General features: G+C 71.3%; 13 protein-coding genes. 7 read left to right on the top strand and 6 right to left on the bottom strand.

The genetic code is table 11. The features are described from left to right. Positions 1-89: 89 nt before the first annotated feature. Together ACZ5CR_RS20870 and aceE are read left to right on the top strand one after the other, a co-directional pair. Complete coding sequence (locus tag ACZ5CR_RS20870) at positions 90-713, top strand: GntR family transcriptional regulator (RefSeq protein ID WP_468859493.1); 624 nt, start codon at positions 90-92, stop codon at positions 711-713. A gap of 302 nt (positions 714-1,015) precedes the next feature. Beyond that, a complete protein-coding gene (aceE, locus tag ACZ5CR_RS20865) occupies positions 1,016-3,721 on the top strand; it encodes a pyruvate dehydrogenase (acetyl-transferring), homodimeric type (protein ID WP_468859491.1) in 2,706 nt (901 codons plus the stop codon). Between the two features lie 213 nt (positions 3,722-3,934). Here the strand turns inward: aceE and ACZ5CR_RS20860 are convergent, their stop codons facing one another. Together ACZ5CR_RS20860 and ACZ5CR_RS20855 are read right to left on the bottom strand one after the other, a co-directional pair. Then, entirely contained in the window at positions 3,935-4,906 is a 972-nt protein-coding gene (locus tag ACZ5CR_RS20860) for a helix-turn-helix transcriptional regulator (RefSeq protein WP_468859490.1), read from the bottom strand. Positions 4,907-4,943: 37 nt separating this feature from the next. After that, positions 4,944-5,924, bottom strand: a complete 981-nt coding sequence (locus ACZ5CR_RS20855) for an SDR family oxidoreductase (RefSeq protein ID WP_468859488.1) — start codon at positions 5,922-5,924, stop codon at positions 4,944-4,946. 157 nt (positions 5,925-6,081) lie between these two features. Between ACZ5CR_RS20855 and ACZ5CR_RS20850 the strand changes: the two genes are divergently transcribed. Further along, the gene (locus ACZ5CR_RS20850; RefSeq protein WP_468859615.1) at positions 6,082-6,606 is read left to right on the top strand and encodes a DUF4240 domain-containing protein; all 525 of its coding nucleotides are present in this window, start codon (positions 6,082-6,084) and stop codon (positions 6,604-6,606) included. A 126-nt stretch (positions 6,607-6,732) separates the two neighbouring features. Here the strand turns inward: ACZ5CR_RS20850 and ACZ5CR_RS20845 are convergent, their stop codons facing one another. Further along, entirely contained in the window at positions 6,733-7,578 is an 846-nt protein-coding gene (locus ACZ5CR_RS20845; RefSeq protein ID WP_468859487.1) for a peptidoglycan recognition protein family protein, read from the bottom strand. A gap of 348 nt (positions 7,579-7,926) precedes the next feature. Beyond that, complete coding sequence (locus ACZ5CR_RS20840; protein WP_468859485.1) at positions 7,927-8,712, bottom strand: SDR family NAD(P)-dependent oxidoreductase; 786 nt, start codon at positions 8,710-8,712, stop codon at positions 7,927-7,929. Between the two features lie 252 nt (positions 8,713-8,964). Between ACZ5CR_RS20840 and ACZ5CR_RS20835 the strand changes: the two genes are divergently transcribed. Beyond that, a complete protein-coding gene (locus tag ACZ5CR_RS20835) occupies positions 8,965-9,588 on the top strand; it encodes a TetR family transcriptional regulator (protein WP_468859613.1) in 624 nt (207 codons plus the stop codon). A gap of 21 nt (positions 9,589-9,609) precedes the next feature. On the opposite strand, the gene ACZ5CR_RS20830 is transcribed toward ACZ5CR_RS20835, so the two are convergent. Next, positions 9,610-10,779: a PP2C family protein-serine/threonine phosphatase gene (locus tag ACZ5CR_RS20830; protein ID WP_468859484.1), complete on the bottom strand. Its 1,170-nt coding sequence runs from the start codon at positions 10,777-10,779 to the stop codon at positions 9,610-9,612. 114 nt (positions 10,780-10,893) lie between these two features. Then, positions 10,894-11,385, bottom strand: coding sequence for a GNAT family N-acetyltransferase (locus ACZ5CR_RS20825; protein ID WP_468859482.1), 492 nt, complete (start codon positions 11,383-11,385; stop codon positions 10,894-10,896). Between the two features lie 190 nt (positions 11,386-11,575). On the opposite strand from ACZ5CR_RS20825, the gene ACZ5CR_RS20820 reads away from it, so the two are divergent. The 3 genes from ACZ5CR_RS20820 (at position 11,576) to ACZ5CR_RS20810 (ending at position 16,588) form a co-directional block, all read left to right on the top strand. Further along, the gene (locus ACZ5CR_RS20820) at positions 11,576-12,511 is read left to right on the top strand and encodes a TIGR01777 family oxidoreductase (protein WP_468859480.1); all 936 of its coding nucleotides are present in this window, start codon (positions 11,576-11,578) and stop codon (positions 12,509-12,511) included. Between the two features lie 263 nt (positions 12,512-12,774). Continuing rightward, positions 12,775-14,115, top strand: a complete 1,341-nt coding sequence (locus tag ACZ5CR_RS20815; RefSeq protein ID WP_468859478.1) for an NAD(P)/FAD-dependent oxidoreductase — start codon at positions 12,775-12,777, stop codon at positions 14,113-14,115. Positions 14,116-14,416: 301 nt separating this feature from the next. After that, positions 14,417-16,588: a family 20 glycosylhydrolase gene (locus tag ACZ5CR_RS20810; protein ID WP_468859476.1), complete on the top strand. Its 2,172-nt coding sequence runs from the start codon at positions 14,417-14,419 to the stop codon at positions 16,586-16,588. The last annotated feature ends 8 nt before the right edge of the window (positions 16,589-16,596 follow it).

Here is a 16,596-nt window from a genome sequence, read left to right as displayed (position 1 = left end):
CCCGTTCGGAGGTTTCCGAGCGGGGGCGTCGCCGTATTGTCTAGGGGTCACAACGCCCTGGGGGCCCCGCCCCCGCCGGAGGAGCCCACATGACCGCGCCCGTCGTTCACTCGCTGCGCGAACAGATCCGCGAGCACATCGTGGAGGGGATCGTCAGCGGGCGCTGGCAGCCGGGCGAGCGGATCGTGGAGCGGCGGATCGCCGTCGAGCTGGAGGTCTCGCAGACGCCCGTACGGGAAGCCCTGCGGGAGCTCGAGACGCTGCGGCTCATCGAGTCGGCGCCCAACAAGGGCGTACGCGTGAGGAACTTGACCGCTGCGGACCTGGAGGAGAGCTACCCCGTCCGTGCGGGGCTCGAGGCGATCGCCGCCGAGCTGGCGGCGGAGAGCCTGGCCGTGGACTGCTCGGCCCTGGAGCCCCATGTCGCCGCCCTGTACGAGGCGGACCGGGCCGCCGACGGCACCTCTCAGGTGCGGCACACGGTCGGTTTCCACCGGGAGTTGGTGCGGGCCGCCGACAACTCCGTGCTCCTTCACACCTGGGAGGGCCTGGGCATCGAGGTCTTCACGGCGCTCTCGATCCGGTGGCTCGGGACGGTGCAGCAGTCGTACGCGGAGGAGCACGAGGCCCTCGTCTCGGCGTTCCAGCGCCGGGATCCCGCGATCGCCGAGCTGGTGAAGGCCCACGTGCTGGGCTGCGCGCCGCGCGCCTGACCTCTTCCACGGGGCTCGCGCTCATCCGTGGCCGCCCCGCTCATACGTGTTCTCACCTGCGAAGATCCCCGTATCGACCCTTCAAATCGAAGGCACCGCGTGCCCGCTTTGTTGGCACCGGATGCCTACTTTCTGAATATGAAGGAATTTTCGCCTTCAACCCTTTGATCGATCATCGATCACAGAGTTACAGTCTCCGACGGGCTCTCACCCGAGCCTCACGCCCTGTCCTGCCAAAGACCTAGGGCAACCCCCACCCCTTACCGAACAGGGGACCCCCTCCGACTCAGGAAGGCGGCGACATGACCGACCCCTCCGCAATCCAGCCGAGCGAGCTCGACCAGCTCCCGGACCGCGACCCCGAGGAGACCGCCGAATGGCAGGCCTCCCTGGACGCCGTTACCCAGGCGGCCGGGCCGCACCGTGCCGCATACCTGATGCGGCGCACGCTGGAGCGCGCCGAGGGCGCGGGCCTGGCGCTGCCCAAGCTCCTTGAGACCGACTACGTCAACACCATCCCCACCTCCGCCGAGCCGGCGATCGAGGGCGACGAGGCGATGGAGCAGCGCATCGCCGCGTGGAACCGCTGGAACGCGGCCGCGATGGTGACCCGGGGCAGCAAACACGGAGTGGGCGGCCACATCGCCACCTTCGCCTCCGCCGCCTGGCTGTACGAGACCGGCTTCAACCACTTCTTCCAGGGCAAGGAATCCCAGGAGTCTCCCGGCTCCGGCGACCAGCTCTACATCCAGGGCCACGCCTCCCCCGGCATCTACGCCCGCGCCTTCCTCGACGGCCGTCTGAACGAGACGCAGCTCGACAACTTCCGCCAGGAGGCGGGTGGCAACGGTCTGCCGTCCTACCCGCACCCGCGCCGTCTGCCCTGGCTGTGGGAGTTCCCGACCGTGTCGATGGGTCTGGGCCCGCTCTCCGCGATCTACCAGGCGCGCTTCAACCGCTACCTCTCCAACCGCGACATCAAGGACGTCTCCGCCTCGCACGTGTGGGCGTTCCTCGGTGACGGCGAGATGGACGAGCCCGAGTCGACGGCGGCCCTCGCGCTCGCCGCGCGTGAGGAGCTCGACAACCTCACGTACGTCATCAACTGCAACCTGCAGCGCCTCGACGGCCCGGTCCGCGCCAACTTCCGCGTGGTGCAGGAGCTGGAGGCCCAGTTCCGCGGCGCCGGCTGGAACGTCATCAAGGTCCTGTGGGGCAACGCCTGGGACGAGCTGTTCAAGCTCGACACGAACGGCGCCCTGGTCCGCCGCCTCCGCGAGGTGCCGGACGCGCAGTTCCAGACGTACGCGACGCGCGACGCCGCCTACATCCGCGAGCACTTCTTCGGCTCCGAGCCCGCGCTCGTCGAGCTCGGCAAGCTGCTCAGCGACGACAAGATCAGCGAGTGTTTCCACCTCTCGCGCGGCGGCCACGAGGCCCGCAAGGTCTACGCGGCCTACCGTGCGGCGCTCACCCACAAGGGCGCGCCGACCGTGATCCTCGCGCAGACGGTCAAGGGCTTCACGCTGGGCAAGGGCTTCGAGTCCAAGAACGCCAACCACCAGATGAAGAAGCTGACGGTGGACGAGTTCAAGGACATGCGTGACCTCCTTGAGCTGCCGATCCCGGACAGCGCGTTCGTCGACGGCCAGGTGCCCTACGGCCACCCGGGCGCCGACGCCCCCGAGGTCCGCTACCTCCAGGAGCGCCGCGCCGCCCTCGGCGGTCCGGCCCCGGCCCGCCGCACGCAGCCGCTCGCGCCGCTGCCCGCCCCGGCCGACAAGGCGTTCGCCTCGTTCGACAAGGGCTCAGGATCGCAGTCGATCGCGACGACCATGGCCTTCGTACGCCTCGTCAAGGACCTCGTACGGGACAAGGAGACCGGCAAGCGCTGGGTGCCGATCGTCCCCGACGAGGCGCGCACCTTCGGCATGGAGTCGCTCTTCCCCTCGCTCGGCATCTACTCGCCCAAGGGCCAGACGTACGAGCCGGTCGACCGCGACCAGCTGATGTACTACAAGGAGGCCAAGGACGGCCAGATCCTCAACGAGGGGATCACCGAGGCCGGGTCCATGGCGGACTTCATCGCCGCTTCGTCGTCGTACGCGACGCACGGCGAGGCGATGATCCCCTTCTACATCTTCTACTCGATGTTCGGCTGGCAGCGGACCGCCGACCAGATGTGGCAGCTCGGCGACCAGCTCGGCCGCGGCTTCCTCGTCGGCGCCACCGCCGGTCGTACGACCCTGACGGGTGAGGGTCTGCAGCACGCGGACGGCCACTCTCCGGTGATCGCCGCGACGAACCCCGCCGCCATGTCGTACGACCCCGCGTTCGCCTACGAGGTCGCGGCGATCGTCAAGGACGGTCTGCGCCGGATGTACGGCGAGGCGGCCCCCGGTGAGGACCAGAACGTCTTCTACTACCTCACCGTCTACAACGAGCCGATGCCGCAGCCCGCGAAGCCCGCGGGCATCGACGAGGGCATCGTGCGCGGTCTGTACCGCTTCAACACGGCCGAGACCGCGGGTCACTCCCCCGCCGCCAACGCCTCGCGCATCCAGCTGATCGGCTCGGGTACGGCCATCCACTGGACGCTGGCCGCCCAGAAGATGCTCGCCGAGGATTGGGGTGTGGCCGCCGACGTGTGGTCCGCGACCTCTTGGACCGAGCTGCGCCGCGACGCCCTGGAGGCGGACGAGGCGATCCTGCGCGGCGAGGAGCGGACTCCTTACGTGCGCAGCGCACTTGAGGGTGCGCAGGGTCCCGTGCTCGCCGTCTCCGACTACATGCGCCAGGTCCCCGACCAGATCGCGCAGTGGGTCGAGCAGGACTACTCGTCGCTCGGCGCGGACGGGTTCGGGCTCTCGGACACGCGTGACGCGGCCCGTCGCCACTTCGGTATCGACGCGGAGTCCATCGTCGTCGCCTCTCTCGCGCAGCTGGCGCGGCGGGGCGAGGTGCCCGCTTCCGCGGTGAAGGAGGCTCGGGCCAAGTACGGTCTGTAGCCTTCGGCCTGATGCGGGTACGGGTCTCTGCTTTTCGGCGGGGGCCCGTTCCCGTGTGTGGGTTCGTTCCCGTGGGTGGGTTCGTTCCCGTGTGTGGGTTCGTTCCCGTGTGTGGGTTCGTTCCCGTGGGTGGGTTCGTTCCCGTGGGTGGGTTCGTTTTGCTGGGCCGCCGCTTCGCGGCGGATGCTTTCCCGCCCGCCCGCCCGATTGCCGCTACTCGTAGCGGCCGGCCATCCGGCGGGCCGCTTCTGTGAATCTCTCCCTCAGCGTCGCCGGTTCCAGGACCTCCGCCTCCGGGCCCAGGGACATGAGCTGGGTGTACGCGACCATTTCGTTCTCCACGGCGAGGGTGAGCGTCACCCAGCCCTCGTCGTCCGGGGCGCTCGCTCCGTCCAGGGCTTCGCGGGTGGACACGGAATCGGTGGCGTACGGAAGCTGTCGTACGCCCGCCTCCGAGAGCCGCACCACGACCTCGGACCGCAGGATCGCCCGTGCGAACTGCGCGGCCCGCTCGTCCCAGAAGCCCGGCAGATCGAACTCCTCGTCGCGTACGAAGCGGTCCTCACCGCCCGCGATCGCGGTGAACCGGTCGATGCGGTACACCCGGAACGAGCCCGTGTCGGGCACCCGCGCGCACAGGTACCAGACACCGGCCTTGAGCACGAGGCCGTAGGGCTCAAGGTCCCGTTCCACCTCGGTGTCCTCGCGCCGGTAGCGGGCGGTGACCAGCCTGTCGTCCCACACCGCGTCCGCGAGGAGGGGCAGCAGCTCGGGCGCCGATGTCTCCTTGAACCAGCCCGGCGCGTCCAGATGGAACCGCTGCGACGCGTTCTGCGAGGCGTCCCGCAGGGAGGGCATCAGCGCCGCCGACACCTTCAGGCGCGCCGCCGACGCCGCGTCCTCCAGGCCCATCTCCCGCAGCGCGCCCGGCACTCCGGACAGGAAGAGGGCCTCCGCCTCGCTGCGTCCGAGGCCGGTGAGCCGGGTGCGGTAGCCGCCGATGAGCCGGTAGCCGCCGGTCCGTCCCCGGTCCGCGTACACCGGGACTCCGGCCTCCGAGAGCGCCTGGGCGTCGCGGGTGATGGTCCGCTCGGACACTTCGAGCTCACCCGCGAGCTCGGCGGCGGTCATGGAGGGGCGGGCCTGGAGGAGAAGCACCATCTTGATCAGGCGTGCAGCGCGCATGTCCCCATGATGCCGTCAGCCTCTGGGCCGCAGGCGACTACCGGTAGCCCGTGACGTCGGCGGTCTTGCTCTCCTGGTCCACCTCCGTGATGTAGCGCCAGGCGTCCGGAGCCGAACCGTCGATGTCCGTGAAGCCGTACTCCTTGGCGAGGCCGCCGCTGGAGAGCGACGCCGCGTTCCAGCGGGCCACTTCCGGGTCGGAGGCGAGCGCGACCAGGGCACGGCCCACGAATGTCGGGGTCTCGGAGATCGCGAAGTGCGGGTTCTGTTCGCAGGCCTCCTGCCAGTTCTCCTCCGTCACGCTGAAGGCCGTGTCGAGCATGAACTCGGAGCGCAGCCAGCCGGGGGACAGACAGAGCGCCGTGCAGCCGTACTCCTTGAGCTCCTCGGCCAGGCCACGCGCCATCCGCAGCGGGGCCGACTTGGCGAGGTCGTAGTAGAAGGGCTTGCGGTAGTTGGAGCCGTTGTACTCCTCGGTCCCGTCGGTGACCTCGACGACCAGGCCGCCGGGGTTCTTGATGAGCAGCGGCAGCGCGTAGCGGCTGGTGACGATGTGGGTCTCGATGCCCAGGCGCATCAGGCGCAGCCCCTTGTCGAGGTCGTGCTCCCACATCTTCTTGTCCCACTCGACGTGGACGTCGCCGCCCCAGATGTCGTTGACCAGGATGTCCAGACGGCCCTGCTCCCGGTCGATCCGCTCGACGAGGGCCTCCACCTGCCCGGGCTCCAGGTGATCGGTGGGCACGGCGATCCCGGTGCCCGATCCGCCTGCTGCGCGGCCCGCCGCGGTGATCAGCTCCGCGGTCTCCTCGATGGTCTCCGTGGTGCGGCCGACCTCGCTGGCGCGCTCGCGGGTCGTGCGTCCCGTCGCGTAGACGGTGGCTCCGGCACGGCCGAGCTCCACTGCCATGGCCCGGCCCGCGCCACGGGTGGCACCGGCGACGAGGGCGATCTTTCCGGTCAGGGACTGCGCGGGCTTTCCGGTCAGGGACTGTGCGGGTGCGGGTGTGGTCTCCATGTCTTTGCTCTCCTTGCTCTCCATGTTCTGGAGGCTGCCACTCAATACCGACATCTGCTGTCGGGTTTTCCATGGGCATGTGCACGCATAACGAGAGGGCCGCATCCGCCGCACTCCGCGTGCGTACCCACCCCCCAGGGCCGATGCTTGTCCCGTGATGGACGAGACGGAGTTCTGGGAGATCGTGGACCGCACCCGCGTGGCCGCCGAGGGCGACCCCGAGGACCACGCCGACCTGCTCACCGAGAAGCTGCTCGAGCTGGAGCCGGAGATGGTGCTCGACTTCGCCCGTCACTTCGAGGCGCGCTACAACCGTGCGTACCGCTGGGACCTTTGGGGTGCCGCCTGGATCATCCTCGGCGGCGCGAGCGACGACGCCTTCGACTACTTCCGCTGCTGGCTGATCGGCCAGGGGCGTGAGGTCTTCGAGGGAGCCCTGCACGACCCCGACTCGCTCGCGGATCTCCTCGACGACTTCGACGAGGAGATCGACGGCGACGGCGAAGAGCTCGGCTACGCGGCGGACGAGGCCTACGAGCAGCTCACCGGCGTCGTCTCCCCCGACCTCGGCATCGCTCCCGCCCCGGCCGAACCGGAGGGCACACCGCTCGCCTTCGAGAACGAAGCGGCGATGACCCAGCTCTACCCCAAGCTGCGGGAACGCTTCGGCGAGGTCGACTGAGGCGGGGCAGGGCAGCACGAGGCAGGCGACAGGCGGCAGGCGGCACGAGGCAGGGCAGCAGTTCAGCGGCTTCTCCTACCGGCCCTTCCTACCGGCCCTGCAACCGGCCGCCGCCTCCCTGATCGCCTACCGACCCTGCAACCGGGCCGCCGCCTCCCTGATCGCGGGGAGCGCTGACGTCAGTGTCGCCCCCGGGCACTGTGTGTAGTAGCCGTCGTTGTGCCCGGACACCGCGCTGAACCGGCCGCTCGTCCCCTCCGCGTACTTGCTGAGGCTGTTCGAGGACACAAGCCGCACCGTGGAACGCGGGTCCACGTCCGCGAGCCCCAGCTTCCACGCCACCAGCGCCGCCACGGCATCGGTCATCGCCTTGGGAGCAGGAACCCCCTCCGTGAACGTCCCGATCGCCGCTATCCCCACCGACCCCCGGTTGAAGCCCTGCGTGTGCGCCCCGACCACGGCACGGTCCATGCCGCCCGCACGCCCCTCGTAGATGGTCCCGCACCGGTCGACGAGGAAGTTGTAGCCGATGTCGTCCCACTGCCTCCCCTCGGTCTGACCTGCGTACAGATAGCGGATGATGCGCGGGGCGTCGCCGCAGTCGTAGCCGTTCGGCGAGTCCGTGTGGTGCACGAACACCGCCCGGACCCGGTCGGCATACCGCGCGGGCGGCTGCTGCCGCACCGCAGCGGGCAGCCACTCGGTGCGCGGCACGACGCGGGGCCGCGCCGCCGAGTGCCCCACCGTCCGCCGCACCGGCGCCGCGGCCGCCGGCATCTCGGAGCGCCGCCCGGTCACCCCCTCCCGCTCGCCGAGCCCGGAGTATTCGGCGAACCCGGAGAACCCGGAGAACCCAGCGACTCCTGAGCGTCCGGAGCGCCCGGCGAGGGCCGCCGAGCCGTCACCCGCCCGCCCCGACCCGCCTGCTGTCCCGGGCCCCACGAACAGCGCGCACATCAGCAGAAGCCCCACGGCCACGGCACCGGGCAGGCAGCACAGCGCCGCTCGGGCGGCACGGGCCGCCCGGGGTGCACGACCAGTCCCGGGTCCACGGGTGGTCCGGGATCCAGGGGCGGTCCCGGGGCCACGACCAGAGCCGGTTCCACGACCCGAGCCGGTCCCACGGGCGGCACGGCCCGCCGCACGCGCCGCCGAGGGCACGCGCGCCCCGGACCCTCGACGGCGGACACGCATGGTCCGACTCTCCGCCCCACCCGCACCACCCGCGATCGGCCATCCGCCACTCGGGTGAACCGGAACTGGGGTGAACCGGAGCCCGGAAGCAGCTCAGGGGCAGCTCAGAGAAAGCTCAGCGGCAGCTCAGAAGTGGGTGCCGCCGTCGACCCGGACCTCGGTGCCGGTGATGAACTTGCCGTCCTGCGAGCCGAGCAGGGCCACCACGGAAGCCACGGACTCCGGTCCCGCGAAGCCCTGACCTATGGCCGGGGCCAGCTTCACGAACAGGCTCATGTCGGCGTCCTCGGGCAGGCCGGGTCCCACGCTCTGCTTGCTGGCGCCGCTGCCGTCGGTCATGCCGCTGGATATGGATCCGGGCTGGACGGAGTTGAACCGGATCCCCCGCTTGCCGTACTCGGCGGCCAGCGCGTGCGTCATGGACTGGATGCCGCCCTTGCTCGCCGCGTACGCGGCCATGTACGGGTGGGCGAACATCGCGGAGGTGGAGCTGAAGTTGACGACGGCGGGGTCGTCGCCGTCGAGCAGCGCCGGGATCGCCTCGCGGATCACCAGGAACGTACCGACCAGGTTGATCTGGATGACGCGGTTGAAGGAATCCAGGCTGGTCTCGTGCGTGTGCGAGGAGCGGAGCACGCCCGCCGCGTTCACCAGGACGTCCAGGCCGCCGAGCGCGGTGACGGCGGCGGCGACGCCCTCGCGCACCGATGCCTCGTCCGAGACGTCGACCACGAGCGTGGTGAGGCGGTCGGCCGCGGCGCCCGCCCTCTCCGCGGTGTCCTTCAGCCCCGCCTCGCTGACGTCGGCGGCGACGACCTTGCCGCCCTCATCGAGGATCCGGAGGACGGTGGCCTGTCCGATGCCCGAGCCACCGCCGGTGATGAGGGCGCGACGGCCTGCGTAACGGTTCATGAAATGCCTCCGATCAACTCCGGGCTCCCGGATCCACCCATGGATCCGGCCTTCCCGGTCTGATTTCAATGTACGCCTCTCTGGCACGTTTTGCCATGCCGACAATTCATGTATCAGGGTGATGATCGCGCGTAGGCTGCGAGGGTGAGCACCCACCGGTCGCAACCCCCGCAGTCGTCGCAGTCCTCGCAACCCCCGCAGTCCTCGACGTCCCCGCAGGCCCCGCAGTCCTCGCCGCCCCCGCAACCGTCGCTGACCGAGCGCCGCAAGGCGGCCACGCAGCTCGACATCGCCCGCGCCGCGGCCGAGCTCTTCGCCGAGCGCGGCCCGGACGGAACCACGGCCGAGGAGATCGCGGGCCGGGCCGGAGTGGCGCTGCGCACCTTCTACCGGTACTTCCGCAACAAGCAGGACGCGGTCGCGCCGCTCCTCGCGGGCGGCGCCGCCGAGTGGCGGGCCCACCTGGCGGACCTCGATCCGGCCGCGGGGATGCCGACGGCCCTTGAGCGGTCCATCGCCGACGCGCTGACCGCGGCGGACGACCGCGCGGCCGAGTCCCTGGAGTCGACCCGCGGCCTGCTGCGCGCCGCACAGGACGATCCGGCGCTGCGCGCCGTCTGGTACCGCGTGAACCAGGAGTCCGAGGAGCAGCTCGTGCCCGTGCTCGCCCGCCTGGCCGGGGACGACGCCGACGCACTGGACGTACGAATGGCGGCCGCGGCCGCCACGGACGCCATCCGCCTGGCCCTGGAGACCTGGGCCGCCACGGACGCGCCCACCGAAGGCCCCGGCTCCCCGGCCGTCCTGGCGGTGCGCTGCCTGCGCGAACTGACGGGCGGGCTGCGGCTCCTGGCCGCCGATCGCGGTGACGGCTGAGGCCGCCACCCACCGCTCCCTCTACAGCTCCGGATCCGGGTCCGGGTCCAGGTCCCGCTCCAGGCCCGGGTCCAGGCCCAAATCCAGATCCAGATCCAACGAGAACGCCAGCAGCGCCACATCGTCCCCGACCCCGCCGCAGAACCGCATCAGGTCCGCCCACACCGCGGAGGTCAGCGCCGCCGGGTCGTCCACCAGGTCGACGCAGAGCACGGCGAGGCGCTCGGTCAGCGGGTAGAAGACACCGGACGCGTTCCGCGCCTCGGTCACCCCGTCGGTCACCACGAGCAGCCGGTCGCCGGGCTTCAGGGTCAGGGTCACCTCTTCGGGCGGGGCGACACCGGCGATCCCCAGGCCGAGCGGCGCGCCCGGTGCCAGAGTGACCTCCTCGACGGCGCCGCCGCGCAACAGCAGCGGGGGCGGATGGCCGCAGGAGACGATCCGCAGCTCAGGGGCGTCGTCACGGAACTCCAGGAGCACGGCGGTGGCGAAGAGTTCGGCGTGCTCGGCCTGCTCGGAGTCGACCACCAGGCGCCGGTCGAGCCGGGCGGCGACGCCCTCCAGGTCGGGCTGGTCGAGCACCGCCTCGCGAAAGGCGCCGAGCAGCGCGGCGACCGTACCGACGGCCGCGAGGCCGTGCCCCTGCACGTCACCGACCAGGGCCCGCACTCCGCGGGTCCCCTTGCGTACGTCGAAGAGATCGCCACCGACCAGGGTCCCGCCCTGTGCCGCACGGTAGAGCCCCGCGCAGCGCACCGGGCCCACGCGCTCCGGCAGCGGCGGAAGGACGGCGAACTGGGCGGCCTCCGCGACGGTGCGGACGGTGACGAGCTGGGCGTCGCGCCGACTGCGTACCCAGGCGAACACGATGCTCAGGAGCGCCACGAAGGTGACGGTCAGCAGATCGCTGCTGCCGGGGCGGCCGAGACCGAAGCCCGGCAGGGAGAGCAGAAGGACCGCGGTGCCGCCGAAGAGGGCCGTGGCCGACGCGCCGTACGACAGCGCGGCGAGCGGCGGGACGGCGGCGAGCAGGAAGCTGAGGTCGATCGTATCCGGAGTGGACAGCTGGATGACGGACAGGACGGCAAGGAGTACGGGCGGAGGCCAGCGCACCCAGTGGGGTGGCGGCGCGCCGCGCAGCCAGCCCGGCTCGTCCCGGTCCCGCCGACTGGCAGCAGCGACCCTGAACATCGGTTCGCTCCTTCCGGTCGACCTCTACGCTCCTACGCGCGCGTGCCCGCCGCACGCCGGGCCGGTCCGTCGGGTGCCGAATGCCGAGCGGGGGTCGGGCAGGCATCCAGGGTGTCAGATCAGCACGCGCCCCATCAGCACGTCGTCCACGTACGAGCCGTCGAGGAAGAACTCGCCCGGCAGCACCCCCTCGACCACGAAGCCCTCGGACGCGTAGAGCGTCCGGGCCAGAGTGTTGTGGCCGAGCACCCTCAGCGTGATGCGCCGAGCGCCCTGGCGGCGGGCCTCATCCACCGCGGCCCTGACCAGTCGGCGGCCCACTCCCTTGCCGCGCACCTCGTCGGCCACGGCCAGGCCAAGGATCTGGCGCACGTGGGCGTTGGCGAGCAGGGACGTGGGGAAACCGAGCCGTATGTAGCCGACGACCGCGCCGTGCCGCTCGGCGATCAAGTGGTCGCGGGGGCCGAAGCGGTCCGTGAAGAACGGCGGGTACGGGGGCTGTGGAGCCGGTTGTACCGCGTGCAGGGTCGACCAGGTGGCGCGGTCGATGCGGCTGAGGGCTTCTTCGTCGTCCGGCAGGGCGGTACGTATGTGCGTGTCCGGCATGGGCGTCACTGTACGACGGAGGCCTCACGGCTCTCAGCGCTCTCGGCTCACCACACTTTCGGCCCTCCGAGTACACCGCTCACCGCACTCTCGGCCCACCGCACTCTCGACTCACCGCGTTCACGGCCCACCGCACTCTCGACTCACCGCGTTCACGGCTCTCCGCGGGTTTCCGGGGCAGGATGGCGGCATGGAGTCCACCGAGCCCGAACAGTCAGTCCCCTCCGCACGGCGCTCCCGTATCGCCGTGGCCGGTGCGTCCGGCCTCATCGGAACGGCGCTGACCCGCGCCCTCGCCGACGACGGTCACGAGGTGGTGCGGCTCGTGCGCCGGGCACCTCGTACGAAGTACGAGGTGCGATGGGACCCCAAGGAGAGGTACGTCGACACGGCGGGGCTCGCGGGCTGCGACGCGGTCGTCAACCTCGCGGGAGCCGGCGTCGGCGACCACCGCTGGACCGCCGCCTACAAGAAGGAGATCCGTGACAGCAGGGTGCTCGGCACGTCGGCGCTCGCGGAGGCGGTGACCTCGCTGGACGAGCCGCCCCGGGTGTTCCTGTGCGCGAGCGCGATCGGCTACTACGGAGACACCGGCCAGCGTGCGGTGGACGAGAGCGCCCCTGCCGGAGAGGGCTTCCTGCCCTCCCTGTGCGTGGAGTGGGAGGGTGCGGCGGCCGCGGCACACGAAGCGGGCATCCGCACGGTCTTCGCGCGCAACGGCCTGGTGGTGGCGAGCGAGGGCGGGGCCTGGGGGCGGATGTTCCCGCTCTTCAAGGCGGGGCTCGGCGGGCGCCTTGGCAACGGCCGTCAGTACTGGAGCTACATCTCGCTGCACGACGCGGTGGCCGCGCTGCGACACCTGCTCGACACGGAGTCGCTCTCCGGGCCGGTCAATCTGACGGCGCCCGACCCGCTCACCAACCGGGAGGTGACGGCCGCGATGGGGCGGGTGCTGCACCGGCCCACGCTCTTCACGGCCCCGTCGCCCGCGTTGCGCGTCGTGCTCGGCGAAATGGCCGGTGACGTGCTCGGCAGCCAGCGGGTCCTGCCGACGCGGCTCCTGGAGTCGGGATTCTCGTTCGCCTTCCCGGGCATCGAGGAGTCGATCCGCGCGGCCCTGCGGTAGACGGCACCGGCGGTGAACGGTGCTGTGGTAGACGGCACCGGCGGTGAACGGCCCTGCGGTAAACAGCACCGGCGGTGAACGGTGCCGCGGTAGACGTCACTTCGGCAAACGGCACCGCGTGCGACCGGCGTGCGACCGTGCTCGGTCGATGCGCGACTGCCGCCGGCCGTCATCGCTCCTACCCTCGTGCGGTACTCGGTGATTCCGAAGCCCTGTTGAGGGCATGACGTCCCCAGCAGCCGCGCTACCTCGGGGAGGGGCACGTGCCAGAGCCTGCGCAGCATGCGGATGTCGTCATCGTGGGAGCGGGGGTCGCGGGACTGTCGGCCGCCCACCAGCTGACCAGTGCCGGTGTAACGACCGTCGTCCTGGAGGCCGCTCCTTACGTCGGCGGGCGCATGTCGACAGAGAAGGTCGACGGGTTCCGGCTCGACAGGATCGGCCAGCTGCTCACCACGTCCTATCCCGAGTTGCGCACCACGCCGGGGCTCGACGCACTCGTACTGCGGCCCTTCGCGCCCGGCGTCCTGGTGCACAGCGGCGGCCGACACCACCGCGCCGTCGAGCCCACGGGCTCCCGGCGCGCAAGGGGCGCACTGACCGCTGCGCGCGCCCTGGCAAGCGCCCCCAGAGGCCCGCGAACGGCACGGACCACGCCCCACGCGGCCCCTCTCGGCGGCGCGCTGGACCAGGCCCGCCTCGGCGCGGCATTCGCCAGGCTCGCGGCGACGCCCCCGAAGCGCCTCCTCGCCCGCCCCGAACTCCCCGCGTCACAAGCCCTCTTCGCCCGCGGCCTGCCCGCGCGCACCGTCAACGGCTTCCTGCGCCCGCTGCTCTCGGCGCTCCTCTGCGACCCGGACCTGCTGACGTCGAGCCGGTGCGCCGACCTCGCCCTGCGCTCCTTCGCGCGCGGCCGCCTGTGCCTGCCCGAGGGCGGCGCCGAGGTGCTGCCCGAACTCCTGTCGGCCGCGCTGCCACCGGGGACGGTGCGGACCGGGGTAAGCGTCACCGCCGTCTCCACGACCTCGGTCACGACCGCGGAGCACGGCGAAGTGGGCTGCCGCGCCGTGCTGCTCGCCACCGACGCCCGCGCCGCCGCCGAACTCCTTCCCGGTCTGCGCGTGCCGCCCTTCCACCAAGTGACGGTGGTGCACCACGCAGCCCCCGAACCGCCGCTCGCCGAGCCCGCGCTGCTGCTCGACGCCGACCGTTCGGGGCCGGTCGCGCACACGGCCGTGGTCAGCCACGTCGACCCGTCGCGCGCGCCCGCGGGCCGGGCGCTGATCTCCTCGACGGTCCTCGGCCCGCCGCCGGACGAGCGCGCCGTCCTCGCCCACCTCGCCGAGCTGTACGGCACTTCGACCGCCCGCTGGGAGTCTCTCGCCGTCCACCACACCCGCGAGGCGGTACCCGCGATGCCGCCCCCGCACGATCTGCGCCGCCCTGTGCGGCTGCTCTCGGGGCTCTACGTGTGCGGGGACCACCGGGACACCAGCACGGTGCAGGGCGCGCTGCATTCGGGCCGCCGCGCGGCGCGGGCCGCGCTCGCGGACCTAGGCGTGGACCCCGCGCACGGGACGGGCCGCTTACCGATGGCCGCCTGACGCGAACGGCACCCCACCCGACGTCCGGCCTCCGGCACCCGACGTCCGGTCCCGGCACCCGGCACCCGGCACCCGGCACCCAATCCATCCGACCTATAGGCCTACAAGCCACCCCCTGGAAGCCCCCGCACCCTCACGCGGGGGCTTTCGCCCTTTCCCGCACATCCCGTCAACACCCCTTGCCACAACCGCCCCCCACGGCTACGGTCCCACCGGATCGCCAAGCCGCGGGAGGCCTCACGTGCGTCGCACCATGCCGGTGATATCGCTCATCCTCGGCCTATTCATAGGAGGTCTATCTTTGCCGACCGCCACAGCAGCTACAGACCCAGCCCCAGCCCCAGCCCCAGGCTCAGCCGCCGACGCCGCAACGCCCTCCGTAGTCCCCCGCCCCACCGACTGGACCGCGCTCGACGGCCGTACGAGACTCACCGAGCGCACCCGCATCCTGATCGACCCGCGCGCCGGATCCACCACCGCGCTCCCCTCGGGCCGCAGCGAATTCCCCGGCCCCGCTCGCCAGTCCGTACGCGAGCTCGCCACTCAGCTCCGTACAGAGATCAAGCAGGTCACCGGCATCACGCCCCGGATCGCCCGCAGCACCCACGCCACGGGCCGCCCCTCCGACGGCGACATCACACTCGGACTCACCGCCAAGGGAGCGCTCGGCGCCGAGGGGTACACCTTCGACAGCGCGGGTCCGATCCGTATCGAAGCCGCGTCCACCCACGGCCTCTACTACGGCACCCGCACCCTCCTCCAGTTGCTGCGGGCCACAGCCGACGACCACCGCGCCGTCCCCCGCGCCCGCTCCACCGACCGTCCGGCGCAGGCGATCCGCATGGTCCACCTCGACGCGGGCCGTAAGTACTGGAAGATCCCCTACCTGGAGAACCTGATCCGCAGGATGGGCGACCAGAAGCTCAACACCCTCTTCCTGCACCTCTCCGAGTCCGAGGGCTTCCGCCTCCACAGCCCGAAGTTCCCGGGCCTCGCCGACCCGGACCATAGCTACAGCCGCGCCGACATCGAGCATCTGAAGGCCTTCGCGGCCCGCCACCACGTCCAGTTGATGCCGGGCCTCGAACTCCCCGGCCACGCCACCGTGATCAGTGAGGCCTTCGGCATCGGCTTCGGGTCGGGCGCCGGAGCGTGCACGGGCGCGCACACGCACTCGCACCTCACGCCCGACTGGATCATCGACATGACCAGCGACAAGGCGATCGCGAAGTCGAAGGAGATCGTCGACGAGTTCGCGGGCTGGTTCGACGCGCCTCTGTTCTCGATCGGCGCGGAAGAGGTCCCCGGGCAGCTCGCCGAGTGCCCGCGCGTGAAGGACCATCTGGCGGGCGCGCCCGACGTGTCCACGCTCGGTGACCTCCTCAACCGCTACATCAACACCCTTGACGACGTGGTCGCTTCGCACGGCAAGCGCACGGCCGTCTACAACGGCTCCGAACACCTCGCCGCGCCCCAGCAGAAGGTCCACGACCCGGTCGTCTTCCTCACCTGGGAAGGCACGGGCGCCGAGCCGGAGATCCCCGGGCACGACGAGATCGCCATCGGCCCGTTCTACGACACCCCGAACAACTACCACCACCTGTATCCGGACGAGCCCTGGATGTACGACAGCTGGGCGCCGAACACCGATCCGGACATGCTCGGCTCCGGCGTCACCAACTGGGCCGACTACAACTTCTGGGCCGACGACGGCTACTTCGAGCAGAGCATGGCGGGCGCCCGCGCGATCCTCGCGGACCGCACATGGAACAGGACCACGACGCCGGACGCACTCGCCGACTTCAGGGCCCGCGCCGCCCGCATCGGCGACCCTCCGGGCACGACGCCCGCACCGGTGCCGCCACGGGTCGAGGGCCGGCCCAGCCACCACTGGACGTTCGACGACGCGTCGTACCCAAGTGGCTGGACGTACGCGGGCAGCCCCGGCAACACGATCTTCGCCGAGGACGTGGCGGGCGGTCTCCCCGGCACCTCCTACATCATCAACAATCCCACCCCCGTGGAGGGTGTGCGCGGCCAGGCCTGGCGCTTCGACTCCGACCGCGACGGTGTGGGCTTCGGCGGCCTCGACGTCGCCGAGCCGTGGACCGCGTCCGTGCAGGTCCGTCCGACGGCCAGGACCGCGGACCAGGTGCTGCTCAGCTCCAGGGCGGGCGCGCTGAAGCTGATGCAGCACGGCACCGGGAAGGTCGGCTTCACGCGGTACGGCGCGGCCGACTTCAGCTTCGACTACACGCTGCCGCTCGACCGCTGGACCCGGCTGACGTGGGTGACGACTCCGGGGCACACCACCTTGTACGCCGACGGGCAGCGGGTCGGGTCCGTCGCGGCGTCGGTCCCGCTGCCGCTGCGTTCCATCGGGACGGAGAAGGCGAGCCTCCGGGGCGACCTGGACGAACTCACCACGTGGGACGAGGCGTTGTCCGCCGAGGAGGTCGCGCGGTTGCGCTGAACGCGTAC

This window comes from Streptomyces sp. NPDC031274 (assembly GCF_055570235.1).
Note: the sequence above shows the minus strand (reverse complement) of the source record. Positions and strands in the feature narration are given on the sequence as shown.